This is a genomic window from Streptomyces collinus, from assembly GCF_031348265.1.
GTDB lineage: Bacteria > Actinomycetota > Actinomycetes > Streptomycetales > Streptomycetaceae > Streptomyces > Streptomyces collinus.
In genome coordinates, this window is sequence record NZ_CP133771.1 from 7,153,325 (window position 1) to 7,177,868 (window position 24,544).

Annotated in this window: 25 protein-coding genes; 14 read left to right on the forward strand and 11 right to left on the reverse strand. The window is 72.6% G+C overall.

From position 1 onward, the window contains the following. Positions 1-53 precede the first annotated feature (53 nt). Both RFN52_RS32350 and RFN52_RS32355 read left to right on the forward strand, forming a co-directional pair. Complete coding sequence (locus RFN52_RS32350) at positions 54-1,619, forward strand: IucA/IucC family protein (protein ID WP_374050189.1); 1,566 nt, start codon at positions 54-56, stop codon at positions 1,617-1,619. Between the two features lie 32 nt (positions 1,620-1,651). Beyond that, on the forward strand, positions 1,652-2,023 hold the full coding sequence (locus RFN52_RS32355) for a (2Fe-2S) ferredoxin domain-containing protein (protein ID WP_184851574.1): 372 nt from the start codon (positions 1,652-1,654) through the stop codon (positions 2,021-2,023). On the opposite strand, the gene RFN52_RS32360 is transcribed toward RFN52_RS32355, so the two are convergent. From RFN52_RS32360 to RFN52_RS32380, 5 genes are all read right to left on the reverse strand, one after another. Next, a complete protein-coding gene (locus RFN52_RS32360; RefSeq protein ID WP_184851576.1) occupies positions 2,018-2,434 on the reverse strand; it encodes a universal stress protein in 417 nt (138 codons plus the stop codon). The two genes, RFN52_RS32355 and RFN52_RS32360, sit on opposite strands and share 6 nt — an antisense overlap. 2 nt (positions 2,435-2,436) lie before the next feature. After that, positions 2,437-3,936, reverse strand: coding sequence for an APC family permease (locus RFN52_RS32365; RefSeq protein ID WP_184851578.1), 1,500 nt, complete (start codon positions 3,934-3,936; stop codon positions 2,437-2,439). 80 nt (positions 3,937-4,016) lie between these two features. Continuing rightward, on the reverse strand, positions 4,017-6,089 hold the full coding sequence (locus RFN52_RS32370; RefSeq protein WP_184851580.1) for an iron ABC transporter permease: 2,073 nt from the start codon (positions 6,087-6,089) through the stop codon (positions 4,017-4,019). Positions 6,090-6,096: 7 nt separating this feature from the next. Next, complete coding sequence (locus tag RFN52_RS32375; RefSeq protein ID WP_184851582.1) at positions 6,097-7,080, reverse strand: ABC transporter substrate-binding protein; 984 nt, start codon at positions 7,078-7,080, stop codon at positions 6,097-6,099. Next, a complete protein-coding gene (locus RFN52_RS32380; protein WP_184851584.1) occupies positions 7,077-7,946 on the reverse strand; it encodes an ABC transporter ATP-binding protein in 870 nt (289 codons plus the stop codon). The genes RFN52_RS32375 and RFN52_RS32380 overlap by 4 nt, the downstream gene beginning before the upstream one ends. A 337-nt stretch (positions 7,947-8,283) precedes the next feature. Here RFN52_RS32380 and RFN52_RS32385 point away from each other — a divergent pair, with 337 nt between their 5' ends. Both RFN52_RS32385 and RFN52_RS32390 read left to right on the forward strand, forming a co-directional pair. Next, complete coding sequence (locus RFN52_RS32385) at positions 8,284-9,198, forward strand: HipA family kinase (protein ID WP_184851586.1); 915 nt, start codon at positions 8,284-8,286, stop codon at positions 9,196-9,198. Continuing rightward, positions 9,195-9,527, forward strand: coding sequence for an Rdx family protein (locus tag RFN52_RS32390; protein ID WP_184851588.1), 333 nt, complete (start codon positions 9,195-9,197; stop codon positions 9,525-9,527). Before RFN52_RS32385 ends, RFN52_RS32390 begins: the two co-directional genes overlap by 4 nt. Before the next feature lies 1 nt (position 9,528). Here the strand turns inward: RFN52_RS32390 and aceB are convergent, their stop codons facing one another. Together aceB and RFN52_RS32400 are read right to left on the reverse strand one after the other, a co-directional pair. Continuing rightward, positions 9,529-11,154 (reverse strand): malate synthase A, encoded by a 1,626-nt coding sequence (gene aceB / locus RFN52_RS32395; protein WP_184851590.1) that lies wholly within the window; start codon positions 11,152-11,154, stop codon positions 9,529-9,531. A gap of 208 nt (positions 11,155-11,362) precedes the next feature. Beyond that, positions 11,363-11,977, reverse strand: a complete 615-nt coding sequence (locus RFN52_RS32400) for a nucleotidyltransferase family protein (protein ID WP_184851592.1) — start codon at positions 11,975-11,977, stop codon at positions 11,363-11,365. 279 nt (positions 11,978-12,256) lie between these two features. On the opposite strand from RFN52_RS32400, the gene RFN52_RS32405 reads away from it, so the two are divergent. Then, positions 12,257-12,550 carry a DUF5955 family protein gene (locus RFN52_RS32405; protein WP_374050225.1) on the forward strand — a complete coding sequence of 98 codons (294 nt, stop codon included), beginning with the start codon at positions 12,257-12,259 and terminating at the stop codon, positions 12,548-12,550. Positions 12,551-12,704: 154 nt separating this feature from the next. Here RFN52_RS32405 and RFN52_RS32410 read toward each other — a convergent pair whose 3' ends face one another. Next, positions 12,705-13,502 carry an IclR family transcriptional regulator gene (locus RFN52_RS32410; RefSeq protein WP_161369035.1) on the reverse strand — a complete coding sequence of 266 codons (798 nt, stop codon included), beginning with the start codon at positions 13,500-13,502 and terminating at the stop codon, positions 12,705-12,707. Between the two features lie 246 nt (positions 13,503-13,748). Here RFN52_RS32410 and allB point away from each other — a divergent pair, with 246 nt between their 5' ends. Beyond that, positions 13,749-15,089 carry an allantoinase AllB gene (allB, locus tag RFN52_RS32415; RefSeq protein WP_184851596.1) on the forward strand — a complete coding sequence of 447 codons (1,341 nt, stop codon included), beginning with the start codon at positions 13,749-13,751 and terminating at the stop codon, positions 15,087-15,089. A 38-nt stretch (positions 15,090-15,127) separates the two neighbouring features. Continuing rightward, positions 15,128-16,243, forward strand: a complete 1,116-nt coding sequence (alc, locus tag RFN52_RS32420; protein WP_184851597.1) for an allantoicase — start codon at positions 15,128-15,130, stop codon at positions 16,241-16,243. Between the two features lie 91 nt (positions 16,244-16,334). On the opposite strand, the gene RFN52_RS32425 is transcribed toward alc, so the two are convergent. Next, positions 16,335-17,078 (reverse strand): 3-oxoacyl-ACP reductase family protein, encoded by a 744-nt coding sequence (locus tag RFN52_RS32425; RefSeq protein WP_184851599.1) that lies wholly within the window; start codon positions 17,076-17,078, stop codon positions 16,335-16,337. A 179-nt stretch (positions 17,079-17,257) separates the two neighbouring features. On the opposite strand from RFN52_RS32425, the gene RFN52_RS32430 reads away from it, so the two are divergent. Together RFN52_RS32430 and RFN52_RS32435 are read left to right on the forward strand one after the other, a co-directional pair. Beyond that, complete coding sequence (locus RFN52_RS32430; RefSeq protein WP_184851601.1) at positions 17,258-17,884, forward strand: dihydrofolate reductase family protein; 627 nt, start codon at positions 17,258-17,260, stop codon at positions 17,882-17,884. 107 nt (positions 17,885-17,991) lie between these two features. Continuing rightward, a complete protein-coding gene (locus RFN52_RS32435) occupies positions 17,992-18,387 on the forward strand; it encodes a guanyl-specific ribonuclease (protein ID WP_184851603.1) in 396 nt (131 codons plus the stop codon). 39 nt (positions 18,388-18,426) lie between these two features. Here the strand turns inward: RFN52_RS32435 and RFN52_RS32440 are convergent, their stop codons facing one another. Beyond that, positions 18,427-18,627 carry a hypothetical protein gene (locus RFN52_RS32440; protein WP_184851605.1) on the reverse strand — a complete coding sequence of 67 codons (201 nt, stop codon included), beginning with the start codon at positions 18,625-18,627 and terminating at the stop codon, positions 18,427-18,429. A gap of 193 nt (positions 18,628-18,820) precedes the next feature. Between RFN52_RS32440 and RFN52_RS32445 the strand changes: the two genes are divergently transcribed. Both RFN52_RS32445 and RFN52_RS32450 read left to right on the forward strand, forming a co-directional pair. Then, positions 18,821-20,080: a sensor histidine kinase gene (locus tag RFN52_RS32445; RefSeq protein WP_229856062.1), complete on the forward strand. Its 1,260-nt coding sequence runs from the start codon at positions 18,821-18,823 to the stop codon at positions 20,078-20,080. Between the two features lie 46 nt (positions 20,081-20,126). Beyond that, positions 20,127-20,804 carry a response regulator gene (locus tag RFN52_RS32450; protein WP_184851607.1) on the forward strand — a complete coding sequence of 226 codons (678 nt, stop codon included), beginning with the start codon at positions 20,127-20,129 and terminating at the stop codon, positions 20,802-20,804. Positions 20,805-20,820: 16 nt separating this feature from the next. Here the strand turns inward: RFN52_RS32450 and RFN52_RS32455 are convergent, their stop codons facing one another. Next, a complete protein-coding gene (locus RFN52_RS32455; protein WP_184851609.1) occupies positions 20,821-21,840 on the reverse strand; it encodes a Gfo/Idh/MocA family protein in 1,020 nt (339 codons plus the stop codon). A gap of 128 nt (positions 21,841-21,968) precedes the next feature. Here RFN52_RS32455 and RFN52_RS32460 point away from each other — a divergent pair, with 128 nt between their 5' ends. From RFN52_RS32460 to RFN52_RS32470, 3 genes are all read left to right on the forward strand, one after another. Beyond that, the gene (locus tag RFN52_RS32460; protein ID WP_184854109.1) at positions 21,969-22,706 is read left to right on the forward strand and encodes a GntR family transcriptional regulator; all 738 of its coding nucleotides are present in this window, start codon (positions 21,969-21,971) and stop codon (positions 22,704-22,706) included. Between the two features lie 108 nt (positions 22,707-22,814). Then, positions 22,815-23,963, forward strand: a complete 1,149-nt coding sequence (locus RFN52_RS32465) for an ROK family glucokinase (protein ID WP_033306570.1) — start codon at positions 22,815-22,817, stop codon at positions 23,961-23,963. Next, positions 23,960-24,541, forward strand: coding sequence for a sugar kinase (locus RFN52_RS32470; protein ID WP_184851611.1), 582 nt, complete (start codon positions 23,960-23,962; stop codon positions 24,539-24,541). The genes RFN52_RS32465 and RFN52_RS32470 overlap by 4 nt, the downstream gene beginning before the upstream one ends. Positions 24,542-24,544: the final 3 nt, after the last annotated feature.

Consider the following 24,544-nt stretch of genomic DNA (forward strand, 5'->3'; position numbering starts at 1 on the left):
GACCGACATACTGATCATCTCCGCCCGGAACGCTGGAAGGACCGTAGGGACGAGTGGAACGCGTGGACCTCATGCCCCCGCCCGCCGACGACGACTCGGCCCACGGTGACGACCCGGCCACCGGGCACCTCGCCGACGCATATGCCGCCGTGCCCCTGCTGAACTGCCTGCTGCGGGAGGTGGCCCGGCCGGTGCGCCGGGAGGGCGACCGCCGCGTCTGCCGACTGCCCGGCGGGGACCGCCTGCTGCGGGTGCGCGGAACGCGGCGGCCCGCCGAACCGGAGGTCGAGGCCGCGGGCGCCTGGCACCGCCTCGACCACACCGAGCTGGTCAAACTCGTCGCCGAGGAACTGCGCCGGCACACCGGCCTGCCCAACCACGAACTGCCCGCCGAGATGCTCGACAGCCGGGACGCCGTGGCCGCCCTGCTCGCCGCCCGGGCCCGGGCCGTCCCGCCCGGCGACCTCTACCAGCGTTCCGAGCAGTCCCTCCTCACCGGCCACACCCACCACCCCGCCCCCAAGGCGCGCGGGGGCGGCCCCGCCACCGGCTGGCTGCCGTACGCGCCCGAGGCGTACGCCCGTTTCCCGATGGCCCTGCTCGGGCTGCGCGAGGACACCGTCGTCCAGGAGGGCGACACCACCGCCCTCGACGCCCTGGGCACGGCCCCGCCCGGCTACCGCCTGCTCCCGGCCCACCCCTGGCAGCTCGACCTGGCCGCCCCCGAACTCGACGCCGCCTTCGCCGACGGCAGGCTGATCCGGCTCGGCACCACCACCTTCGACACCTGGCCCACGGCCGCGATCCGCACGCTCTACGCGCCAGGGCACGACCTGTTCCTGAAGTTCAGCCTGGACGTGCGCATCACCAACGACATCCGCCGGCTGTGGCGCCGCGACCTGCTGGCCCTGCGCAGGACGGACGCGGCCGTCCGCGCCGCCTTCGCGACGCTCGACGGGCCCCCGGCCTGGCTCGGCGACCGCGGGTACCGCACCGCCGACTTCGCCTTCGAGGCCCTGGCCGTCCTCGTGCGCGACGGCTTCGGCGACCACCTCCTGCCCGGCGCGACCCCGCTGCTCGCCGCCGGTCTGGTCGAGGGCTTCGACGGCAGCCCGCTCGACGGGGCCCCCGACCCCGCTGCCTGGTGGGCGGCCTACCTGGCCCAGGTCGTGCCCCCGGCGCTGACGGCGTTCGCCGAGCACGGCGTCGTCATCGAGGCCCACCTCCAGAACACCCTGGTAGCCGTGGACGTCGACGGCCTGCCGGTGCAGGCGCTGTACCGGGACGCCGAAGGCGTGAAACTGCTGCCGGACGTGTCGCGGGAGGCCGGCTGGGAGCGGCTCGTGTACTGCCTGGTCGTCAACCACCTCATGGAGATCGCCGGCGCCCTCGCCGAAGGCCACCCCGGTTTCGACCCCTGGCCCGCCGCCCGCCGCGAACTGGCCCGCCACGACCTACCGGAGATCCCCGCCCTGCTCAGCTCGCCGACCCTCCCCGCGAAGACCAACCTGCTGCTGCGGTGGACGGGCGCGGACGGCGCCGACGCCCGCTACCGGCCCCTGCCCAACCCGCTCCGCGAAGGGACCTGCCCCTCCGGGCCCGGCGCCGGCGTGACATGATCATCGCCATACGCAGAGAGGGAGGGTGCGGCATGTCCGCGACGCCGAACGCACGGGTCCCCTGCCGCATCGTCGTCTGCCGGGACTGCTGCTGCGGCACCCGCAAGATCAGAGGCGTCGATCACGCCGCCCAGACCGAACGCCTGCGCGAGGCGGCGCCGGTGCGCGTCTCCGACTGCCTCGACGTCTGCGACCAGGCCAACGTCGTCGTCGTCCAGCCCTCGGCGGCGGGCCGGGCCGCCGGAGCCCGGCCGGTGTGGCTCGGACTGGTCAACGACCCGGCCGCCACCGAGGACGTCGTCTCCTGGGTGCGCGAGGGCGGCCCCGGCGTCGCGCCGCTGCCCGACATCCTCGGCCTGTACGTGTTCAAGCCGCCCGGGCGACGCCGCCCGGGCGGCTCATGACCGGGCCGGCACGCACAGCACGGGCACGGTCGACAGGTGCAGCAGCTTGTGCGGTGTGGAGCCCAGCAGCGCGCCCCGCACCGGGCTCTCGCCCCACGTGCCCACCACGATGACCCTGGCGCCGTGCCGGGCCGCCGCCTCGATCAGCGCCTGCGCGGGCCGCTCGTCGATGAGCTCCACCGACGTCCGCACACCGGCCTCGTCGGCCACCCGGACCGCGTGGGAGAGCGCGGTGCTGCCGGCCTCGCGGACGGCCTCGTGATGAGCGCCGTACTCCTCGCCCGTGACGCCGGGGACGGCGACGCCGTGGACGATCACCAGCGGCTCGTCGTACGCGGTCGCCACCTCGATGGCGACACGCAGCGCGCTCAGGGCGCCCGGGGACTCGTCGTAGCCGAGGACCACCGACATGTTCAGGACTCCTTGCCGTCGACGAGGTCCGGGTCGACCACGCTCGGGTGCTCCGACCAGAAGGCGGGCGCCAGCAGCCGCCACACGAGCATGAGGACCACGCCCGTCACCGCGATGCCGATGCCGATGACGAGGGGCGGACCGATGCCGAACCACGAGACGCCGCTGTAGGAGTTCTCGGGGTCGGACATGTCCGCCACGGATTCCACCAGCAGCCACGCCAGCAGCCCCGCGCCGATCAGCGGGCCGAGGCCGATCAGGAAGAAGTTGCGGGCGCTGCGGGTCAGCTGGCGACGGTAGTAGACCGCGCAGGCCAGGCCCGTGAGCGCGTAGTAGAAGGCGATCAGCAGCGACAGGGCGGTGAGGGAGTCGAAGAGGGCGTTCTCGCTGACGTGGTAGAGGACGAGGTACCAGGCGATGGCGATGCCGGCGACCCACCAGGTGCTCACGTCCGGGGTGCGGAACCGCGGGTGGATACGGCCGAAGTGCGCGGGCAGCGCGTGCCGGCGTGCCATGGACAGGCCCGTGCGCGACGCCGGGATGATCGTCGTCTGCGTGGACGCGAGCGCCGACGTCGAGACGGCGAGGAGGACGACCCAGTCCCAGCCGCCCATCACCTCTTCGGCGAGCAGGGCGAAGATGAACTCCTCCTCCGCCGCGTTCTCGGCGAGGTAGTCCGTTCCGGCGTAGGCCACGACCGCGAAGGCGACCGCGAGGTAGGTCACCAGCAGCAGCACGGTCGACCAGACGGCCGCCCTGCCGGGGGCGGTGGCCGAGTCCTCGACCTCCTCGGTGAGGTTGACCGCGGACTCCCATCCCCAGTAGATGAACACACCCAGCAGCAGGGACGCGGTCAGTGACGCCCCGCCGGCTCCGAACGGGTCGAGCCAGCCGAACTCCGGGTCGACGGCGTCGAGGGTGCCGGTGTCGGCGTAGACGCGGTAGAGCGCCACCACGGCGAAGGCCAGCAGACAGGCCACCTGGGCCAGGATCAGGACGTTCTGCACCTTGGCCGACACCTCGGTGCCGATCACGCAGACGGCCGTCATCACCAGGATGAGCAGCACCGTCAGCACCTGGCGCACCGCGTCGTTGTCGGCCCAGCCGTCCAGGCCCACGGCGAGCAGGAAGAACGTCACGGCCACGTCCGCGAGCGACCCGACGACCAGGACACCCGTCATCGCGATGGCCCAGCCGCCCAGCCAGCCCGCCCACGGCCCCATGGCCCGGGTGACCCAGGAGAACGTCGTGCCGCAGTCCTGGTCGACCTTGTTGAGGTAGTAGAACGCCGATGCGATCAGCAGCATGGGCACGAACGACGCGAGCATCACCCCGGGGGCGTAGATGCCCACCAGCGCCACGATCGGGCCGATGACCGCCGCCACGGAGTACGCGGGGGAGGTCGCGTTGAGCCCGATGACCAGGGCGTCGAGGAACCCGATCGCATTGGGTTTCAGACTCGCCTCCGGGGGCGGGCCCGGGTCCGCGATGTCCTTGGCCATGCTCCCTCGCTCCCATTGCATGTACATCCACACAATAGGAAATTTCGGGGCACTTTAACTATTGATGCCCCTTTCAGGCGTCATGTCGCTTTCCGGCCGCGAACCAGCAGGTGCAGGAAGTAGGGCGTGCCGATCACCGCCGTCATCAGGCCGGCGCCCAGCTGGGCAGGGGCGATGACGGTCCGGCCGATCAGATCGGCGGTGCACACCAGCGCCGCGCCGAGCAGGACGGCGACCGGTACGACCCGCCCGTGCCGCCGGCCCACCAGGGCACGGGCCGCGTGCGGAGCCACCAGGCCCACGAAGCCGATCGTGCCGGCCGAGGCGACGGCGGTCGCGGCGAGCAGCACCCCCGTCACCAGCAAGCCCAGCCTGGCCCGCGGCAGTCCGAGGCCGAGCAGCCGTGGGGTGTCCTCGTCCAGGGAGACGAGGTCCAGCTCAGTGCGCCGGGCGAACGCGACGGCCAGGCCCAGGGCCAGGACGAGCGCGACGGGCACGACGTCGGTCATGGTCCGCCCGTAGGTGGAACCGGACAGCCAGGTCAGCGCCTTGGTGGCGTTGAACGGGTCGGTGAGCACGATGAGCAGGCTGATCAGGGCCGTGGAACCGGCCGCCATGCCGATGCCGACGAGGACCAGCCGGTTCTGCCGGTAACCGCCCCGGGCGGACAGGCCGAAGACGATGGCCGAGGCCAGCGCCGCGCCCCCGAAGGCCGCACCGGCGACCCCCCAGGAACCGGCCGCGGGCACGGTGGTGACCAGCAGGACGGCACCCAGCGCGGCACCGCCGGAGACGCCCAGCACGCCGGGCTCCGCCAGGGGGTTGCGGGTCACGGCCTGCACCAGCGTGCCGGCCAGGGCGAGCGCCGCGCCCGCGCACAGCGCCGCGAGCACCCGCGGCACGCGGGTGTCCAGGACGAACGAGACGGTCTGCCCGGCCCGTCCCTGCACCCAGTTGGCGACATCGCCGAGCAGGAGTTTGCTGTCGCCCAACAGAACGCCGGCCAGCGTGACGCCGACGACCGCCGCGGCGAGTGCGGCCACGGTGACGAGGAACGCCGTCCGGCTCGGGATGCGCAGCCGGTCCGGCGCGTCGGCCCCGGCGGTGTCCTTGAGGCGCAGGGCCGTCACCACCAGGAAGACGGCACCGACCAGGCTGGTGACGATGCCCGTGGGGACGGCGACCGCCGTGTCCGCGGGGATGAGGGTCCGCAGCAGCACGTCCGACCCGAGCACCAGCGCCGCACCGGCCAGACCGGCCACGGGCAGGACCGCCCGGGCCCGGACGAACCCCCGGAACCGGCGGGCGAGCGGACGGACCAGCGCCGGGGCGCACAGGCCGACGAAGCCGATGGGCCCGGCGAGCGTGACGGCCGCGGCGGACAGCAGCGCCGCCAGGACCACCACCGTGACCCGGGTGGCCCGCACGGGGACGCCGAGACCGCGCGCCGCGTCGTCCCCGAGGGCGAGCGCGTCGACCCGGCGGGCGACCAGCAGCAGCCCCGCGAGCCCCACCAGGGCGACGGGCAGCATCTGCAGGACGCCGTCGAAGCCGTTCTGGCTGATGCTGCCCTGGTTCCACTGGTAGAGGCCCTCCGTCTGCTGCGGGAACAGCAGGAGCAGCCCTTCGGTGACGGAGTTCAGGCCCAGTGCGAGCGCGGTGCCGGCGAGGACCAGCCGCACGGTGCCCGTGCCGAGGCCGGACAGCGCGAGGACGACGGCGGCCGCCGCCAGCCCGCCCGCGAAGGCCACGCCGGAGGAGGCGAGCAGGGGCAGCGAGACGCCGGTCGCGCCGACCAGCCCCAGGGCCAGGTACGAACCGGCGTTCACCGCCAGGGTGTCGGGCGAGGCGAGCACGTTGCGGCTGACGGCCTGCAGGACCGCGCCCGCGATGCCGAGGACGACGCCGACCAGGATGCCGGCGGTCATCCGCGGCAGCCGGGAGGCGATCACGACGGACGCGTCGCCCGGATCGGCCTGCCCGGTCAGGGCCTTGAAGACCTGGCCGGGTCCGACGGAGGCCGTGCCCTGGGTGATGTCGACGACCGCGAGGGCGGCGACCAGGAGGACGAGCCCGGCCGTCACCGCGGCCGCACCCGTCCGGGACGCGGCCGCCGGCGGACGGGCGACGGAGGGGGCTTCGGTGACGGCCATGGCCTCGCTACTTCTTCAGCGCGCCGACGACGGCGTCGACGTACGCCTCCATCGACTCGGGACCGCCGAACATCCAGATGCCGTCGGGCAGCCGGTGCACCCGGTCCGCCTTCACGAACGGCAGGGAGGTCCACACGGCGTTCTTCTTCAGCTGCCCGGAGAACGGGTTGCTGGACTTGTCGCCGTCGTTGCCGATGTAGGCGAACTGCACGCCCTTCGGCAGGGCGGTCAGGCCCTCGACGTCGGTGGTGCCGAGGCCGTAGGCCGGGTCGCCCTTGACCTTCCAGGCGTTCTTCAGGCCGAGCCGCTCGTTGACGGCGCCGATGAGGGAGCCGCTGGTGTAGGGGCGCAGGGAGACCTGGTTCGACGTCACATAACCGTCGGAGAAGGCGATGCCGGTGCCGGCGAGCTTCGCGTCGGCGAGGGTCTTCTTGCCCTCGGCGATCTTGGCCTCGAAGCTCTTGCGCGCGGCCTCGGCCTTGTCGGTGGTGCCGGTGGCCTTGGCGATGAGGTCGAGGTTGGTGAACATCTGCCCGATCTGGTCGGAGGCGTCCGCCGACTTGATCTCCAGGACCGGGGCGATCTTCCGCAGCTGCTTCACGGCCGCGTCCGGCAGGTCGGAGCTGGCCACGATCAGGTCGGGGGAGAGCGAGGCGATGGTGTCCATGCTCGGCTCGCCGCGCGTGCCGATGTCCTTCGGCTCGTTCTTCAGCGGGACGGCGGTGTCCCAGGTCTTGTAGCCCTTGACGTCGGCGACGCCCACCGGGTCGACGCCGAGGGTGATGAGGCTCTCGACCTCGTTCCACTCGGTGGCGACGACCTTCTTGGCCGGACCGTCCAGCTTCACCTTCGCGCCGGTGGAGTCGGTGAGGCTGATGGCCTCGGAGGTCTTCTTCTTCGCGCTGTCGGCGGCCGGCTCGGTGGTGCCGCAGGCGGCGAGGGTGAGCGCCGCGGCGGTGGTGGTGGCCGCGGTGAGCAGGAGACGTCTCATGAGGTGGTGCCGAGCCTTTCGCTTCGGTTGGAGCGGGTGTGGTGCCGGCCGATCGGACGGGTCCGTATCCGGCCGGTGTGGGGGTCTGTGTCGACATCGATCCGGATGCCGTAGACGGCGGTCAGCCGCTCCGGGGTCAGGACCTCCTCGGGCCGGCCGTCGGCGACGATCCGGCCCGCTTCGAGCAGCGTGATCCGGTCGGCGATGGCCGCCGCCTGGTCGAGGTCGTGCAGCACGACCCCGACGGCGATCCCGTGGTCGTCCGCCAGGTCGCGGACGAGGTCGAGGAGTTCGATCTGGTAGCGCAGGTCGAGATAGGTCGTCGGCTCGTCCAGCAGCAGGACGCCGGTCTCCTGGGCGAGGCAGCTCGCGAGCCACACGCGCTGCAACTGCCCGCCGGAGAGGTGGTCGGCGCCGCGCGCGGCGAGGTCCGTCACCCCGGTCAGCGCCAGCGCCCGTTCGACGGCGGCGGGCGCGTCCGGATCCGGCCGGCCGAAGCGGCCCCGGTACGGATAGCGGCCGAACTCGACGAGATCCCGCACGGTCAGCCCGCTCGGCGTGGGGCGCCCCTGGGTCAGCAGGGCGACGTACCGGGCGAACTCGCGGGCGGACAGGGCGAGGCCGTCGGTGTCGCCGTCGATGCTGAGCTCGGCCCGGCGGGCCCGCTGCAGCCGGGCGATCGTCCGCAGCAGCGTCGACTTCCCGCTGCCGTTGGGACCGACCAGGACGGTCACCTCGCCGGGCCGCAGCGCGATCGCCGCGTCGTGCACGACGTCGGTGCCGTCGTACGACACGGTCACGCCCGTGGCCGACAGCTGATGCCCGCGCAGACGCAGTCCGCCGGCCGTTTCTTCACCAGATCTCACGCGGCGAAGGTTAGCCTAACCTAATATCGTCTTGACAAGAGGGTTCCGCGTCCGGACTCATCAGGTCCTTCGGGCCGTGTGAAGGCGAGGGCGGGACATCGCGATCTCCTGCGGCCGTATGACGCCTCGGCCCGCGAGGGCGACGACATCACCTGACCGGCACAGCTGAAGAGCACGGTGCGGCGGCTTCGTCCTGGGCGCCCTCCGCGCAACGGCACCCGCGCCCGCGGCACGCTGAGGCCGGCCGGGATCCGGCCGTGGGCCGAGGCTCCTTACCGGCTGTCGTGCCTGGTTACGATGGCCCCTTCGGATTCTGCCCTCCGTGGAGCCCTGGACCATGCTGAGAGAGGTCACCGCGACCCGCTACATCGAACCGCTGCGATCCGGCGGTTCCGTCCCGGGCGTCGTCGAGGCGGACGACCTCGGCACCTACGTCGTGAAGTTCACCGGCTCCGCGCAGGGCCGCAAGGCGCTCGTCGCCGAGGTGATCGTGGGGGAGCTGGCCCGCGCCCTCGGGCTGCGCTTCCCCGAGCTGGTCCTGGTGCACTTCGACCCGGCGATCGCGGACCACGAGCCGCACCAGGAGGTGCGGGGCCTGCACGCGGCCAGCGCGGGCGTCAACCTCGGCATGGATCACCTGCCGGGCGCCCGTGACCTCACGCCGGAGCTCGCCCGGGTCTTCCCCGTCGGTCCGCTGGAGGCGGGGAAGGTCGTCTGGCTGGACGCCCTGACCGTGAACGTCGACCGCACGGTGCACAGTTCCAACCTGATGGTCTGGCCCACCCTCGGCGTCGCACCCCCGCGCCTGTGGCTGATCGACCACGGCGCCGCCCTGGTCTTCCACCACCGCTGGGACGCCGCCGACCCCCGCAAGACCTACGACTTCCGGCACCACGCCCTCGGCCACTACGGGCCCGACGTCCGGGCCGCCGACGCCGAGCTGGCGCCCCGGGTCACCGAGGAGCTGCTGCGGCGGATCCTCGCCGAGGTCCCGGACGCCTGGCTCGATGACGAGCCGGGCTTCGCCACCGCGGACGAGGTGCGCGCGGCGTACGTGACGTACCTGCACGCGCGCGTGCAGGCCTCCGGGGACTGGCTGCCCACGGGCTTCCCCACCCGGGAGGAACTCGCCGCCGAGGAGGCCCTGCGGGCGGCGAAGAACCAGCAAGGACGCCCCGCGTGGCTCAAGCAGGTGCCCGACCTGCACGGCAAGCCCGCGGCTCAGCAGGATTGGTCGGTGCACCTCGGATGACGGACGTTCAGCGGATCGAGATCGAACTGCCGGAGGACTCGCCGGGCGCGGCGCGGCGGGTCGAGATCGAGTACTGCACCCAGTGCCGCTGGCTGCCCCGCGCGGCCTGGCTGGCGCAGGAACTGCTCACGACCTTCGAGGCCGAACTCACGGAACTGGCCCTGAAGCCCGGCACGGGCGGGGTGTTCAAGGTCCGCGTCGGTGACGAGGTCGTCTGGGACCGGCGCGAGCAGGGCTTCCCGGAGCCGACGGCCGTGAAGCAGGCCGTACGCGACCGAGTGGCCCCGGGGAAGTCCCTGGGCCACTCGGAGAAGCCGTCCGCGGACTGAGTCAGCCCTTCAGCTGCTCGTAGGCCGGCAGCGTCAGGAAGTCGGCGTAGTCCTCGTCGAGGGAGACCGTCAGCAGCAGGTCGTGGGCCTGCTGCCAGTTGCCGGCCGTGAAGGCCTCGTCGCCGATCTCGGCCCGGATGTTCGCGAGTTCCTCGGCGGCGACCTTGCGGGCCAGGTCGGCGGTGACCTGCTCGCCGTTGTCGAGGACGACCTCCGCGTTGATCCACTGCCAGATCTGGGAGCGGGAGATCTCGGCGGTGGCCGCGTCCTCCATCAGGTTGAAGATGGCGACTGCGCCCATGCCGCGCAGCCAGGCCTCGATGTAACGGATGCCGACCTGCACGGCGTTGACCAGACCCGCGTAGGTGGGCTTGGCGTCGAGCGAGTCGACGGCGATGAGATCGGCCGCCTTGACGTCGACGTCCTCGCGCAGCCGGTCCTTCTGGTTCGGCTTGTCGCCGAGGACCTTGTCGAAGGACTCCATGGCGATCGGCACGAGGTCGGGGTGGGCGACCCAGGAGCCGTCGAAGCCGTCGCCGGCCTCGCGGTCCTTGTCGGCGCGGACCTTCTCGAAGGCGACCTTGTTGACCTCCGCGTCCCGGCGGGACGGGATGAACGCCGCCATGCCGCCGATGGCGTGCGCGCCGCGCTTGTGGCAGGTGCGGACGAGGAGTTCGGTGTAGGCGCGCATGAACGGGGCCGTCATCGTCACCGCGTTGCGGTCCGGCAGGACGAACCTGGCGCCGCCGTCACGGAAGTTCTTGACGATGGAGAACAGGTAGTCCCAGCGGCCGGCGTTCAGCCCGGAGGCGTGGTCGCGCAGCTCGTAGAGGATCTCCTCCATCTCGTACGCGGCGGTGATCGTCTCGATGAGGACGGTCGCGCGGACCGTGCCCTGCGGGATGCCGCAGTACTCCTGCGCGAAGACGAACACCTCGTTCCAGAGGCGGGCCTCCAGGTGGGACTCCGTCTTCGGGAGGTAGAAGTACGGGCCCTTGCCGAGGTCGAGCAGGCGCTGGACGTTGTGGAAGAAGTACAGGCCGAAGTCGACGAGCGCGCCGGGCACGGGGGTGCCGTCGGCGTCGACGAGGTGACGCTCGTTCAGGTGCCAGCCGCGCGGGCGCATGACGACCGTGGCGAGTTCCTCGTCCGCCTTGAGGGCGTAGGACTTGCCGGACTTCGCGTCGGTGAAGTCGATGTTCCGGGTGTAGGCGTCGCTCAGGTTGACCTGGCCGAGGACCACGTTCTCCCAGGTGGGCGCGGAGGCGTCCTCGAAGTCCGCGAGCCACACCTTCGCGCCCGAGTTGAGGGCGTTGATGGTCATCTTGCGGTCGGTGGGGCCGGTGATCTCGACCCGGCGGTCGTTCAGGGCGTCCGGGGCCGGCGCGACCCTCCAGGAGTCGTCGGCGCGGATCGCGGCCGTCTCCGGGAGGAAGCCGAGGGTGGAGGTGCGGGCGATCTCGGCGCGGCGCTCGGCGCGGCGGGCGAGGAGCTCGTCACGCCGGGGCGTGAACCGCCGGTGCAGCTCGGCCACGAAGGCGAGCGCCGCTTCGGTGAGGACCTCCTCCTGCCGGGGCAGGGGCTCGGCGTCGACGATGGCCAGCGGGGACGGCGCTGGAGCGGACATGAACGGTCACTTCCTTCAGCGAGCTGTGAAGACGAGCCGGCGTGCTTGGCACCGGGTGCCAGTCTTCCCGGATACGGCGTTCGGCGCCCGCGGAGCAGACGGGCGCTTCTGAACAGTGGATACTAGTTTCCTCATAGTGGAAGTTCAATCGTCTGTTGATGTCGAGATTCTCCGGGTCGAGGCAAGGTGGCGCTCCGTGCCACCCCGCTCACTCCAGGTGGGCCAGATCGGCTTCGGTGTCGATGTCGAAGGGCCGGGCGACGTCCCCGCACTCCACGAGGGCGACCTCCGGCCGGTGCTCCTTCAGATAGGCGCGTGCCCCCCGGTCCCCTTGCGCAGTCGCGGCGATGCCCGCCCAGTGGGCGGCGCCGAACAGCACCGGATGGCCGCGCACACCCTCGTACGCGGCGGAGACGAGTGACTCCTCGCCCTCGTACGCCGCGAGGACCCGGGCCACCGCCTCGGGCCCGATGCCGGGCTGGTCGACGAGCGACACCAGCGCGGCCCGTGTGTCCGTGCCGGTCAGGGAGGCGAGCCCGGCGCGCAGGGAACTCCCCATGCCCTGCTCCCAGTCGGGGTTGTCGACCAGGACGCAGCCGGGCAGTGAGGCCCGTGCGCGCACCTCGCCGGCCTGGGCGCCCAGCACCACGTGGACGGTCGCGCAGCCGCCCTCCCGCAGCACCCGCACCGCGTGCTCCACCAGAGGCCGTCCCCGGTGCGGCAGCAGTGCCTTGGGCCGCCCGCCGAGCCGCCGTCCGCCACCTGCCGCGAGCAGCAGTCCCGCAACCGCCCGTGCCCCGCCCGTCGTCTCCCGTGTCGTCATGGCTCCTGCATACCGCACGCCCCGTACAGGGGTGCGACGCCGCGGGGCGCGCGCCGCACGGGCGTGCGCCTCGGGCCAGAAAGTCACTCAGCGAAACAAGTCGATGACGCAATGGACTGGCGCCTGGTGGTCCGCGTCGTTTACTGTCGCCCGCACCGACCGGCCGGGTGCCCGACGGCTGCCCGGTGTGGGGGACTTCGTGTCGGAAGGGCACGCGCACGACCAGGTGCGAGGGGGAGGACTGTGTTGCGGAGCGCCGAGCAGAAGCGGCAGGGGCCTGTGACAGGCGGCGTCGAGGACCCGCGCGTGACGGAGCTGCGCTCCGCCGTGTCGCGGTTGCGCCGCCGACTGGCCGCCCATCCCGGCGAGTTCGCCGACCGGACCATCGCCGAGGAGGAACTGGCCGCCGTGGCCGCCATGGCCGCCGACGGCATCCCCGAGATCCCCGGCCTGCGCCGCTCCCTGCTGCTGATCGCGGGCGCGATCGGCTCGGTGAGCGCGCTGTCGGCGGAACTGAGGGAGGTCCGGCGGGCGGTGGATCTCTTCGGGGGGCCGATGCGGGGCCAGGGCTAGACCCGGAGGTGCGCGCCAGGTCCGGTGGGACGCGGGGCTGATCCGAGCGCCGGGGCCCGGGCTGCGGTCGTAGCCCTGGCCTTTCCGGCCCGGCGGTCGCAGCCCTGGCCTTTCGGGCCCGGCGGTGGGGCGCCGTGCCGTGGGGTCCGTACCGTTATGCGGGGCTCTGGCTCGCGAGCGCCTCGGACAGTTCCCCCGCGACCTGCTGGAGCACCGGCACGATCTTGTCCGTCGCCGCCTCCGTGACCCGTCCCGCCGGGCCCGAGATGGAGATGGCCGCGGCGGTGGGGGAGTCGGGCACCGGGACCGCGAGGCAACGGACCCCGATCTCCTGCTCGTTGTCGTCTATGGCGTAGCCCTGCCGGCGCACGTCCTCCAGGGCGGCGAGGAAGCCGTCGGGCGTCGTGATCGTCTTCTCCGTCGCCGCGGGCATGCCCGTACGGGAGAGCAGCGCCCGGACCTCCTCCGGCGGGAAACCGGCCAGCAGGGCCTTGCCCACGCCCGTGGAGTGCGGCAGTACCCGCCGGCCGACCTCCGTGAACATGCGCATCGAGTGCTTCGACGGCACCTGCGCCACGTAGACGATCTCGTCCCCGTCCAGCAGGGCCATGTTCGCCGTCTCGCCGGTCTCCTCGACGAGCCGCGCCAGGTACGGCCGTGCCCAGGTGCCCAGCAGCCGGGAGGCCGACTCGCCGAGGCGGATCAGGCGCGGGCCGAGCGCGTACCGCCGGTTGGGCTGCTGACGTACGTACCCGCAGGCCACCAGTGTGCGCATCAGGCGGTGGATGGTCGGCAGGGGCAGCCCGCTGCTCGCGGACAGCTCGCTCAGGCCGACCTCGCCACCCGCGTCCGCCATTCGTTCGAGCAGGTCGAAGGCGCGCTCCAGGGACTGGACGCCGCCGTTGGCGGAGGACCGGGCGGAGTCGGTGGTGCTGGCGCTGGACGTCGGCACGGCGCGTTCCTTTCGGGGCGGGCGGGAAGGGCAGAAGCCTACCCGGCAGTCGGTTGACTCCCCGCTTGTACGTAGCTACGTTCTGCGTGCTGGAAGTCTAATTCCGCTTTATGGAAACGTCCAGGAGTGTTCGGCGAGGGTGCCGCGGTCAAGTGTGCCCTTGACGTCGCCGAAGAGGGAGTGAAGACTCCTTCAACAGAAAGTTGAATTCCGTTACGCGGAAGTGACTGGAAGTAAGGGGTTCGGGTGTCCGACGCTGAACTGGTGCTTCGCTCGACGCGTGTCATCACTCCCGAGGGGACCCGCGCCGCATCGGTCGCGGTCGCCGCCGGCACGATCACGGCCGTCCTCCCGTACGACGCGCCCGTACCGGAGAGCGCCCGCCTGGAGGACCTGGGCGACCACGTCCTGCTGCCCGGCCTCGTCGACACGCACGTGCACGTCAACGACCCGGGCCGCACCGAGTGGGAGGGCTTCTGGACCGCCACGCGCGCAGCGGCGGCCGGTGGCATCACGACCCTCGTCGACATGCCCCTCAACTCCCTCCCGCCCACCACGACCGTCCCGCACCTGCGCACCAAGCAGCGGGTCGCCGCCGACAAGGCGCACATCGACGTCGGCTTCTGGGGCGGCGCGCTGCCCGACAACATCAAGGAACTCCGCCCGCTGCACGAGGCCGGTGTGTTCGGCTTCAAGGCGTTCCTGTCGCCGTCCGGCGTCGACGAGTTCCCGCACCTGGAGCGGGATCCCCTCGCCCGCACCATGGCCGAGATCGCCGCCTTCGGCGGACTGCTCATCGTGCACGCCGAGGACCCCCGCCTCCTGGCCTCCGCCCCGCAGCAGCCGGGCCCGAAGTACGCCGACTTCCTCGCCTCCCGCCCCCGGGACGCCGAGGACACCGCCATCGCCCAGCTCATCCGCGAGGCGAAGGCCCTCCACGCGCGCGTGCACGTCCTGCACCTCTCCTCCAGCGACGCCCTGCCGATGATCGCCCAGGCACGGGCGGAGGGCGTCCGCGTCACCGTGGAGACCTGCCCCCACTACCTGACCCTCACCGCCGAGGAAGTCCCCGACGGCGCAAGCGAGTTCAAGTGCTGCCCGCCCATCCGCGAGGCCGCCAACCAGGACCTGCTCTGGCAGGCGCTCGCCGACGGCACCATCGACTGCATCGTCACCGACCACTCCCCGTCCACGGCGGACCTGAAGACCGACGACTTCGCGACGGCCTGGGGCGGCATCTCCGGACTCCAGCTGAGCCTGGCCGCGGTGTGGACGGAGGCCCGCAGGCGCGGGCACGGACTGGAGGACGTGGTGCGCTGGATGTCCGCGCGCACCTCCGAACTGGTCGGGCTCGACGACCGCAAGGGCGCCATCGCGGTGGGCCGCGACGCCGACTTCGCCGTCCTCGCCCCCGACGAGACCTTCACCGTCGACCCGGTCGCCCTCCAGCACCGCAACCGCGTCACGGCCTACGCCGGCAAGACCCTGCACGGCGTCGTGAAGTCCACCTGGCTGCGCGGGCAGCGCATCGTCGCGGACGGCGAGTTCACCGAACCGAAGGGGCGGCTCCTCACCCGGACCCACTGAATCCCATCCCGGACACCCGAAAGGCAGACCTGATCATCGTGACGGCGATCCCCAGCTTCACCGGCGACGCGAACCCCTACGGAGGCGGCGACCCGTACGCGGACTACCGCACCGCCGACTTCCCCTTCACCCAGTACACCGACCTCGCCGACCGGCGCCTCGGTGCCGGTGTCATCGCCGCCAACGACGAGTTCTTCGCCCAGCGCGAGAACCTGCTGGTGCCCGGGCCCGCCGAGTTCGACCCCGAGCACTTCGGCCACAAGGGCAAGATCATGGACGGCTGGGAGACGCGCCGCCGCCGCGGCGCCTCCGCCGGCCACCCCTGGCCGACCGCCGAGGACCACGACTGGGCGCTGGTCCGCCTCGGCGCCCCGGGCGTGATCCGCGGGATCGTCGTCGACACCGCCCACTTCCGCGGCAACTACCCGCAGGCCGTGTCCGTCGAGGCCACCCGCGTCATCGGCTCCCCGTCGCCGGAGGAACTCCTCGGGGACGACGTGAAGTGGACGACCCTCGTCCCGCGCACCCCGGTCGGCGGCCACGCGGCGAACGGGTTCGCCGTCGACGTCGAGCAGTGCTTCACGCACCTGCGGGTCAACCAGCACCCCGACGGCGGCATCGCGCGCCTGCGCGTCCACGGCGAGGTCGTCCCCGACCCGGCGTGGCTGGAGGCGCTCGGCACCTTCGACGTCGTCGCCCTGGAGAACGGCGGCCGGGCCGAGGACGCCTCCAACCGCTTCTACTCGCCCGCCTCCAACACCATCCAGCCGGGCCGCTCCCTCAAGATGGACGACGGCTGGGAGACCCGCCGCCGCCGCGACCAGGGACACGACTGGATCCGCTACCGGCTGGCCGCCCAGGCGCAGATCCGGGCCCTGGAGATCGACACCGCCTACCTCAAGGGCAACAGCGCCGGCTGGGCGTCGGTGTCGGTCAGGGACGGCGAGGACGGCGACTGGCAGGAGATCCTGCCCCGCACCCGCCTCCAGCCCGACACCAACCACCGCTTCGTCCTGCCCGCCCCGGCCGTCGGCACGCACGCGCGCGTGGACATCTTCCCCGACGGGGGCATCTCCCGGCTCCGGCTGTTCGGCTCCCTGACCCAGGAGGGCACGACCCGGCTGGCGGCACGCCACCAGGAGCTGGGTGGCTGAACCACCCCGTGATCGTGGGGCGCGCCCGCCGGACGGCACCGGCTGACCGTGGGGCGCGCCCGCCGGACGGCACCGGCGCGCCCCACGCGCCTCACGCCGCGTGGCCCCCGTCCACCGGGAACTCCGCCCCGGTCACGTACGTCGCCCCCGCCAGGTAGGCGACCGTCGACGCCACCTCGTCCGCCGTCCCGAACCGGCCCAGCGCCGTCATCGCCGCCTGGCCGGCCGCGTACGGCCCGTCCGCCGGGTTCATGTCCGTGTCGATCGGGCCGGGAAGGACGAGGTTGGCCGTGATGCCCCGTCCGCCCAGCTCCCTGGCCAGCGCCTTCGTCAGACCGGCCAGGGCCGCCTTGCTCGTCGCGTAGAGCGTCCCGCCGGACCCCGGCACCCGCTGGGCCATGCAACTGCCGATCGTGATGATCCGCCCGCCCTCGGGCATCCGCGCCGCGGCCGCCTGGGAGGCCAGGAAGACACCCCGTACGTTGACGTCGAGGACCCGGTCCACGTCCGCGAGCGACAGGGTGTCCAGCGGACCGATCACCCCCACACCGGCGTTGTTGACCAGGATGTCGAGCCCGCCCAGGGCCTCCGCCGCCGCGTCCACCATCTCGGCCGCCTCCGTGGCATCCCCCGTGTCCGCGCGCAGCGCCACCGCCCGGCGCCCCAGCTCCTTCACGGCCCGTACGACGTCGTCGGCCGCCTCCTTGCCGTTCACGTAGCCGACGGCCACGTCCGCGCCCTCCCGTGCCAGCCGTACCGCCGTCGCCGCGCCGATCCCACGGCTCCCGCCGGTCACGAGAGCCACCTTGCCGTGCAGAGTTGCCTGAGTCGTCATGTGTCCATCCCAGCGGCCGTACGGCACCGGCGCTGGCGGCGAACGGACGTCGAGGTGGGACCGCCGGCCGGGCGCGTGGTTCCGGGGGCGGGCGTACGGCCCAGCGATGAGTTGCGGGCGGCGCCGGGGTCTGAGCCGATGGCAGCAGATCCCGGCCCACCGGAAGGAAGGCACCCGCCATGGGCAAGCTCGTCTCCACCCTCTTCGTCACCCTCGACGGCGTCTACCAGGCCCCCGGCGGGCCGCAGGAGGACACCCGGGGCGGTTTCACCCACGGCGGCTGGAGCTTCCCGTACGCCGACGAGGACTTCGGTCGGTTCATCGAAGAGGTCTTCGCCCGCCCGGGCGCCTTCCTGCTCGGCCGCCGGACCTACGACATCTTCGCCACGTACTGGCCCAAGGTGACCGACCCCGCCGACCCGGTCGCCTCCAAGCTGAACTCCCTGCCGAAGTACGTGCCGTCCTCGACCCTGACGGACCCCGGCTGGGCGGGCACCACGGTACTGGCCGGTGATCTCGCGGAAGAGGTCGCCGCCGTGAAGGAACGCACCGACGGCGAGGTCCAGGTGCACGGCAGCGGTGCCCTCGTCCGGTCCCTGCTGGCGCTCGACCTCGTCGACACCCTGCACCTGCTGACCTTCCCGGTCGTGCTCGGCTCCGGGTTCCGGCTGTTCACGGAGGGCGCTGTACCGACCGCGTTCGAGCACACCGGCGGGAGCGTCACCGGCGCGGGCGTGTCGGTCCAGACGTACGACCTGAAGGGCCGCCCGGAGTACGGCGAGTTCGGACTGCCGGAGGACGCGTGAGGGCGCCGGTGTGCGGGTGAACTTCCCGCGAACGCACGGGGCTTCACAGGAAATTCTCCATGCTTGTCATTGACATGCCAGCGTCTACGCGCGTCATCATGAGGTCCATGAACTTCCCCCCACGCGCCTCGCGGCTCGGCGCAGCAGCCGCCCTCCTGTCCGCCCTCCTCGTCGGCACGACCGTCTCCGCGACCACGGCCGACGCCGCCCCCACCGCCGTCGGCGACATCTGCTACAGCGCCCTGCCGTCCCAGGCCCACGACACGCTCGACCTGATCGAGCAGGGCGGTCCCTACCCGTTCGACCAGGACGGCACCGTCTTCCAGAACCGGGAAGGCATCCTGCCCGGCCAGTCCTCCGGCTACTACCACGAGTACACGGTCATCACCCCGGGCTCCTCCACCCGCGGTGCGCGGCGCATCGTCACCGGTGAGCAGAACCAGGAGGACTACTACACGGCCGACCACTACGAGTCGTTCGACCTGGTCGACTACGGCTGCTGAGCCCCGCCGGCCCCGCGGGCCGGACGTCCGTCAGGCCGTTCAGACGGACTTCCGGCTCCCGGCCGCCGCGAACAGGGCGGCACCCAGCGCGAGCAGCGCGACGCTCGCGTAGACCTCGTAGCCGTCGAGGAACCCCAGCCGCTGCACCAGGCCCCAGTTCCAGTCGGTGAACTCGTGCACCAGGCCCGCCACGCCCTGGACCAGGGCGAGGAAGCCGAGAATCTCCAGTACCTGCTTCATGCCGTCAGCCTCGCCCCGCCGGTCCCCCACGCACATCGGCCGCCAGGCGGGCCGCCGGGAGCGGAAGTCCCCGCTCCGGCGCCACGACGGCATCGAAAGTCTGCGCCGTGGCGACTTTCGTCGACGATCGCGCGCGAGGGCGGGTGCGAGGGGCCTGCGCTGCGTAGATTTGGCCCTCGTGAGGGGTGACGACGTGGGGCAAGCCTCCCCGGTACCCGTGGGAGAGACGCCCGCGCTGTCGACCGGGCGCAGATGGTTCTTCCCGTCGGCCCTCCTGCACGAACTCGACCCCGACGCCGCTCGGGCCGGGCGGCGGCCCCGGCGCACCGCCCGCGACTGGGCCGTCGACTTCTCCTGCTTCCTGCTGGCCGTGGTGGTGGGGGTGACGGCCGTCGAGGCGCTCGCCGACAACCCGCACGTGCCGGACGGACTCGCCGTCGCCGACCAGGTGACCGGTGCGCTGGCCTGCGCGGCGGTGTGGCTGCGGCGCCGCTGGCCCCTGGGACTGGCCGTGGCGCTGACCCCCCTCGGCATCTTCTCGGACACCTCGGGTGGGGCGGGCCTCATCGCCCTGTTCACCCTGGCCGTGCACCGCCCCTTCCGGTACGTGGCCTGGGTGGGCGGCGTCAACGTGGCGCTGGTGCCCCTCTTCTACTGGGTGCGCCCCGAAGCGGACGTCCCCTACCCGGTGGCCGTTCTCTTCGCCGGGCTGCTCACGGTGGCCGCCGTCGGCTGGGGCATGTTCGTCCGGGCCAAGCGGCAGCTCATGGTGAGCCTCCAGGACCGGGCCCGGCGCGCCGAGACGGAGGCGCGGCTGCGGGCCGAGCAGGCGCAGCGGCTCGCCCGCGAGGCCATCGCGCGCGAGATGCACGACGTGCTCGCCCACCGGCTGACCCTGCTGAGCGTGCACGCCGGCGCCCTGGAGTTCCGGCCCGACGCGCCCCCGGCGGAGACGGCGCGGGCGGCGGGCGTGATCCGGGAGAGCGCGCACGAGGCGCTCCAGGACCTGCGGGAGATCATCGGTGTGCTGCGGGCGGGCGAGCCGGACGACACGGGCCGTCCGCAGCCGACGCTCGCGGCGCTGGACACCCTGGTCGCCGAGTCCCGCGAGGCGGGCATGAAGGTCTCCCTCGACCACCGCGTCGAGGACCCCGCCGCCGTCCCGTCCTCCGTCGGCCGCACTGCCTACCGGATCGCCCAGGAGGGCCTGACCAACGCGCGCAAGCACGCACCCGGCACGGACGTCACGGTGACCGTCACCGGCACCCCGGGCACCGGCCTCACCGTCCGGGTGCACAACCCGCCGCCCGAGGGCGAGGTACCGCCCGTCCCCGGCTCCGGCCAGGGCCTGATCGGCCTCACGGAGCGGGCGACCCTCGCCGGCGGCCGGCTGGAGCACGGGCCCACGCCGCAGGGCGGGTTCGAGGTGCGGGCGTGGCTGCCGTGGGGGTGACACATCGTGCCCCGCAGCCCGGCCCGGCCGTGATTACGTAAGGCCCATGACTGCGATCAGACTGCTCCTCGTCGATGACGATCCGCTGGTGCGGGCCGGGCTGTCCTTGATGATGGGCGGCGCCGACGACATCGAGATCGTCGGCGAGGCCGCCGACGGCGCCGAGGCGGAGGCCCTCGTCGACCGCACCCGCCCGGACGTCGTGCTCATGGACATCAGGATGCCGACGGTGGACGGTCTCACGGCCACGGAGCGGCTGCGCGCCCGCGAGGACGCCCCGCAGGTGGTGGTCCTCACCACGTTCCACGCCGACGAGCAGGTGCTGCGCGCGCTGCGCGTGGGTGCCGCCGGATTCGTCCTCAAGGACACTCCGCCGGCCGAGATCCTCGCGGCGGTGCGCCGGGTCGCGGCCGGCGACCCGGTCCTGTCGCCCACGGTCACCCGCCAGCTGATGCGGCACGCCGTCGGCACCGCGGCCGACACGCGCCGCACCCGCGCGCGCGAACGCCTGGCCGCACTCAACGACCGCGAGCGCGAGGTCGCCGTCGCGGTCGGCCGGGGCCTTGCCAACGCCGCGATCGCCACCGGCCTGTTCATGAGCGTCGCCACCGTGAAGACACACGTCTCGCGCATCCTGGCCAAGCTGGACCTCAACAACCGGGTGCAGATCGCGCTGCTCGCCTACGACGCGGGACTCCTGGAGGAGGAGCGGGAAGAGCGCTGACCGCGGCGGCTGGCCGTCAGGCGAACGCGGGGGAGGCGCCGGCGATCTCCGCGAGGTGCACCGGCCTGCGCCCCCGCCGCGACAGCTCGCACGCCTCGGCGATCCGCAGCGCCTGCAGCGCCTCGCGCCCGTCGCAGGGATTGGCCCGCTCGCCCCTCACGACCTCCACGAACGCGTTCAGCTCGGCCTCGTAGGCAGGGCCGAAGCGCTCCAGGAAGCCCGTCCACGGCTTGTCCGCGGCCGGCGGCCCGGTCGGCTCGGTGGACGCGATCGGCGTACGGTCGTCCAGACCGACCACGATCTGGTCGCGCTCCCCGGCGAGCTCCATGCGCACGTCGTAGCCGGCCCCGTTCATCCGGGTCGCGGTGAGCGTGGCGAGCGTGCCGTCGTCCAGGGTGAGCAGCGCGGCGGCGGTGTCGACGTCGCCCGCCTCGCGGAACATCCGGGGACCGGCGTCGGACCCGGCGGCGTAGACGTCCGTCACCTCCCGGCCGGTCACCCAGCGCAGCACGTCGAAGTCGTGGATCAGCGTGTCCCGGTACAGCCCGCCGGACAGCGGCAGCCACGCGGCGTCCGGCGGCGCCTGGTCGCTGGTCAGGGCCCGCACGGTGTGCAGCCGCCCCAGCCGGCCGGAGCGCACGGCCTCGCGCGCACCCGTGTAGCCCGCGTCGAAGCGGCGCTGGAAGCCCATCTGCAGAACCGTCCCGGCCGTCTCGACCTCGGAGATCGCGCTCAAGGTCCCCGGCAGGTCCAGCGCGATGGGTTTCTCGCAGAACACCGGCAGGCCCGAGCGTGCTGCCCGACCGATCAGTTCGGCGTGGGCCGACGTGGCCGTCGTGATCACCACCGCGTCGACCCCCCAGCGGAAGATCTCCTCCACGCCGGGCGCCGCCGTCTCACCCAGCCGGTGTGCCAGTTCCTGGGCCCTGGCGGCGTCCGCGTCCGTGAGGATCAGTGAGCCGACGTCGCGATGCCGGCTCAGCGTGTTCGCGTGGATGGTGCCGATGCGGCCCGTACCGATGACGCCGATGCGCATGAAAACAAAGTGCGTGCCCGACGCGCCGCTGTCAATCTGTATGTCCGGACAATCTGACTACACGACTTCCCGTCAACAACGCACGGAGCTACGCTCGCCCCGTGCCGAAACCAGAAGTGGACCCGACCGTGCAGCTCGAGCTGAGCGTGGACCGCAGTTCCCCCGTGCCGTTGTACTTCCAGCTGTCCCAGCAGCTGGAGGCCGCGATCGAGCACGGCACGCTGACCCCCGGCAGCCTGCTGGGCAACGAGATCGAACTCGCCGCCCGGCTCGGCCTGTCCCGGCCGACCGTCCGCCAGGCGATCCAGTCGCTCGTCGACAAGGGCCTCCTCGTCCGCCGCCGCGGCGTGGGCACCCAGGTCGTGCACAGCCAGGTGAAGCGCCCACTGGAGCTCAGCAGCCTCTACGACGACCTGGAGGCGGCGGGCCAGCGCCCGGCCACCCGGGTCCTCGTCAACAAGCTCGTCCCCGCCTCCGCCGAGGTCGCCGCCGCGCTCGGCGTCGCCGAGGACAGCGACGTCCACCGCGTGGAGCGCCTCCGCCTCGCCCACGGCGAGCCCATGGCCTACCTCTGCAACTTCCTGCCCCCCGGCCTCATCGATCTCGACACGGACCAGCTGGAGACCACCGGCCTCTACCGTCTGATGCGAGCCGCGGGCATCACCCTGCACAGCGCCCGCCAGTCGATCGGCGCCCGCGCGGCGACGACGGAGGAGGCGGAGCGCCTGGCGGAGGAGACGGGGGCCCCGCTGCTCACCATGCAACGCGTCACGTTCGACGACACGGGCCGGGCGGTGGAATTCGGCACCCACACCTACCGTCCGACGCGCTACAGCTTCGAATTCCAGTTGCTGGTGCGTTCTTGAGGGGCGCGGGGAACTGAGCGACCAGCCCCCACCGCCCCGCACCCGGCGGCGATCGGCACCACCCCTGTGCTCCGCACCGTGCCGCCCCGTGAGGCAGAATCGGGCGCGATGAGCACCTACCGCGACTTCACCGCCCCCATCGGCTCCCGCCGTGCCACCGCCCTGCGCACCGTCGGCACCCGGGAGCGCCGCTCGCACCTGACGGCGCCCCGCGTGCCCACGGTCGGCATCGACATCGGCGGTACGAAGGTGATGGCGGGCGTCGTCGACGCCGACGGCAACATTCTGGAGATGCTCCGCACGGAGACCCCGGACAAGTCCAAGAGCCCCAAGGTCGTCGAGGACACCATCGCCGAGCTGGTCCTGGACCTCTCCGACCGGCACGACGTGCACGCCGTCGGCATCGGTGCGGCCGGCTGGGTGGACGCCGACCGCAACCGCGTGCTGTTCGCGCCCCACCTGTCCTGGCGCAACGAACCGCTCCGCGACCGCCTCTCGGGCCGTCTCTCCGTCCCGGTCCTCGTGGACAACGACGCCAACACCGCGGCCTGGGCGGAATGGCGCTTCGGCGCCGGCCGCGGCGAGGACCACCTCGTCATGATCACCCTCGGCACCGGCATCGGCGGCGCGATCCTGGAGGACGGCCAGGTCAAGCGCGGCAAGTACGGCGTCGCCGGCGAGTTCGGCCACATGCAGGTCGTGCCCGGCGGCCACCGCTGCCCGTGCGGCAACCGCGGCTGCTGGGAGCAGTACAGCTCCGGAAACGCCCTGGTCCGCGAGGCCCGCGAGCTGGCCGCCGCCGACTCGCCCGTCGCGTACGGGATCATCGAGCACGTCAAGGGCAGCATCGGCGACATCACCGGCCCGATGATCACCGAGCTGGCCCGTGACGGTGACGCCATGTGCATCGAGCTGCTCCAGGACATCGGCCAGTGGCTCGGCGTCGGCATCGCCAACCTCGCCGCCGCCCTCGACCCGTCCTGCTTCGTGATCGGCGGCGGTGTATCGGCCGCCGACGACCTGCTGATCGGCCCGGCCCGGGACGCCTTCAAGCGGCACCTCACCGGCCGCGGCTACCGCCCCGAGGCCCGTATCGTCCGCGCCCAGCTCGGCCCCGAGGCCGGCATGGTCGGCGCGGCCGACCTCGCCCGGCTGGTCGCCCGCCGCTTCCGTCGCGCCAAGCGCCGCCGCGTGGAGCGCTTCGAGCGGTACGAGCGCTACACGCAGTCGCTCCGCAGTACCCAGGAGACGCCGTGACCGCCTCCCTGCCCCACCAGGGCTCCTGGCCCGACGAGCCGGACCGTCCGGCCGAGGACCGCCGCCACATGATCCGCCGCAGGTCCCTCACCCTGCTGATCATCGTGCTCCTCATCGGCATCCCGGCCGGCTACCTCGTGATCTCCGCGAACCAGAGCCGCGACAGCGGCAAGGACAAGGAGGCGAAGTACTCGGCGACCGGCCTGACCGAGGGCTGGCCCTCCAAGCTCCAGCGCCGGATCTACCAGGTGCCCGTCCCGCACCCGGCCTGGCACGTGGCGTACTACGAGACCAACAACTGGAAGACCAGCCGCCTCTACACCCAGTTCGAGACCAACGCCGCCGGCCTCGACGCCTACCTGACCGGCCTGGGTGTGACGCGGAAGGACCTGAAGCAGGGCCACATCACCATCGGCGCCCGCGACCGGAAGATCACCGGCTGGAAGTTCGCCACGACCGACGCCTGGTACGGCTTCGTCCACCGGCAGAAGAATCCGGCACCCACCCACGACGTGGTCGTGGACCTGTCCAACCCGGCGTACCCCTGGGTGTACGTGGTCGCGCGGACCGTGCCCTGACCG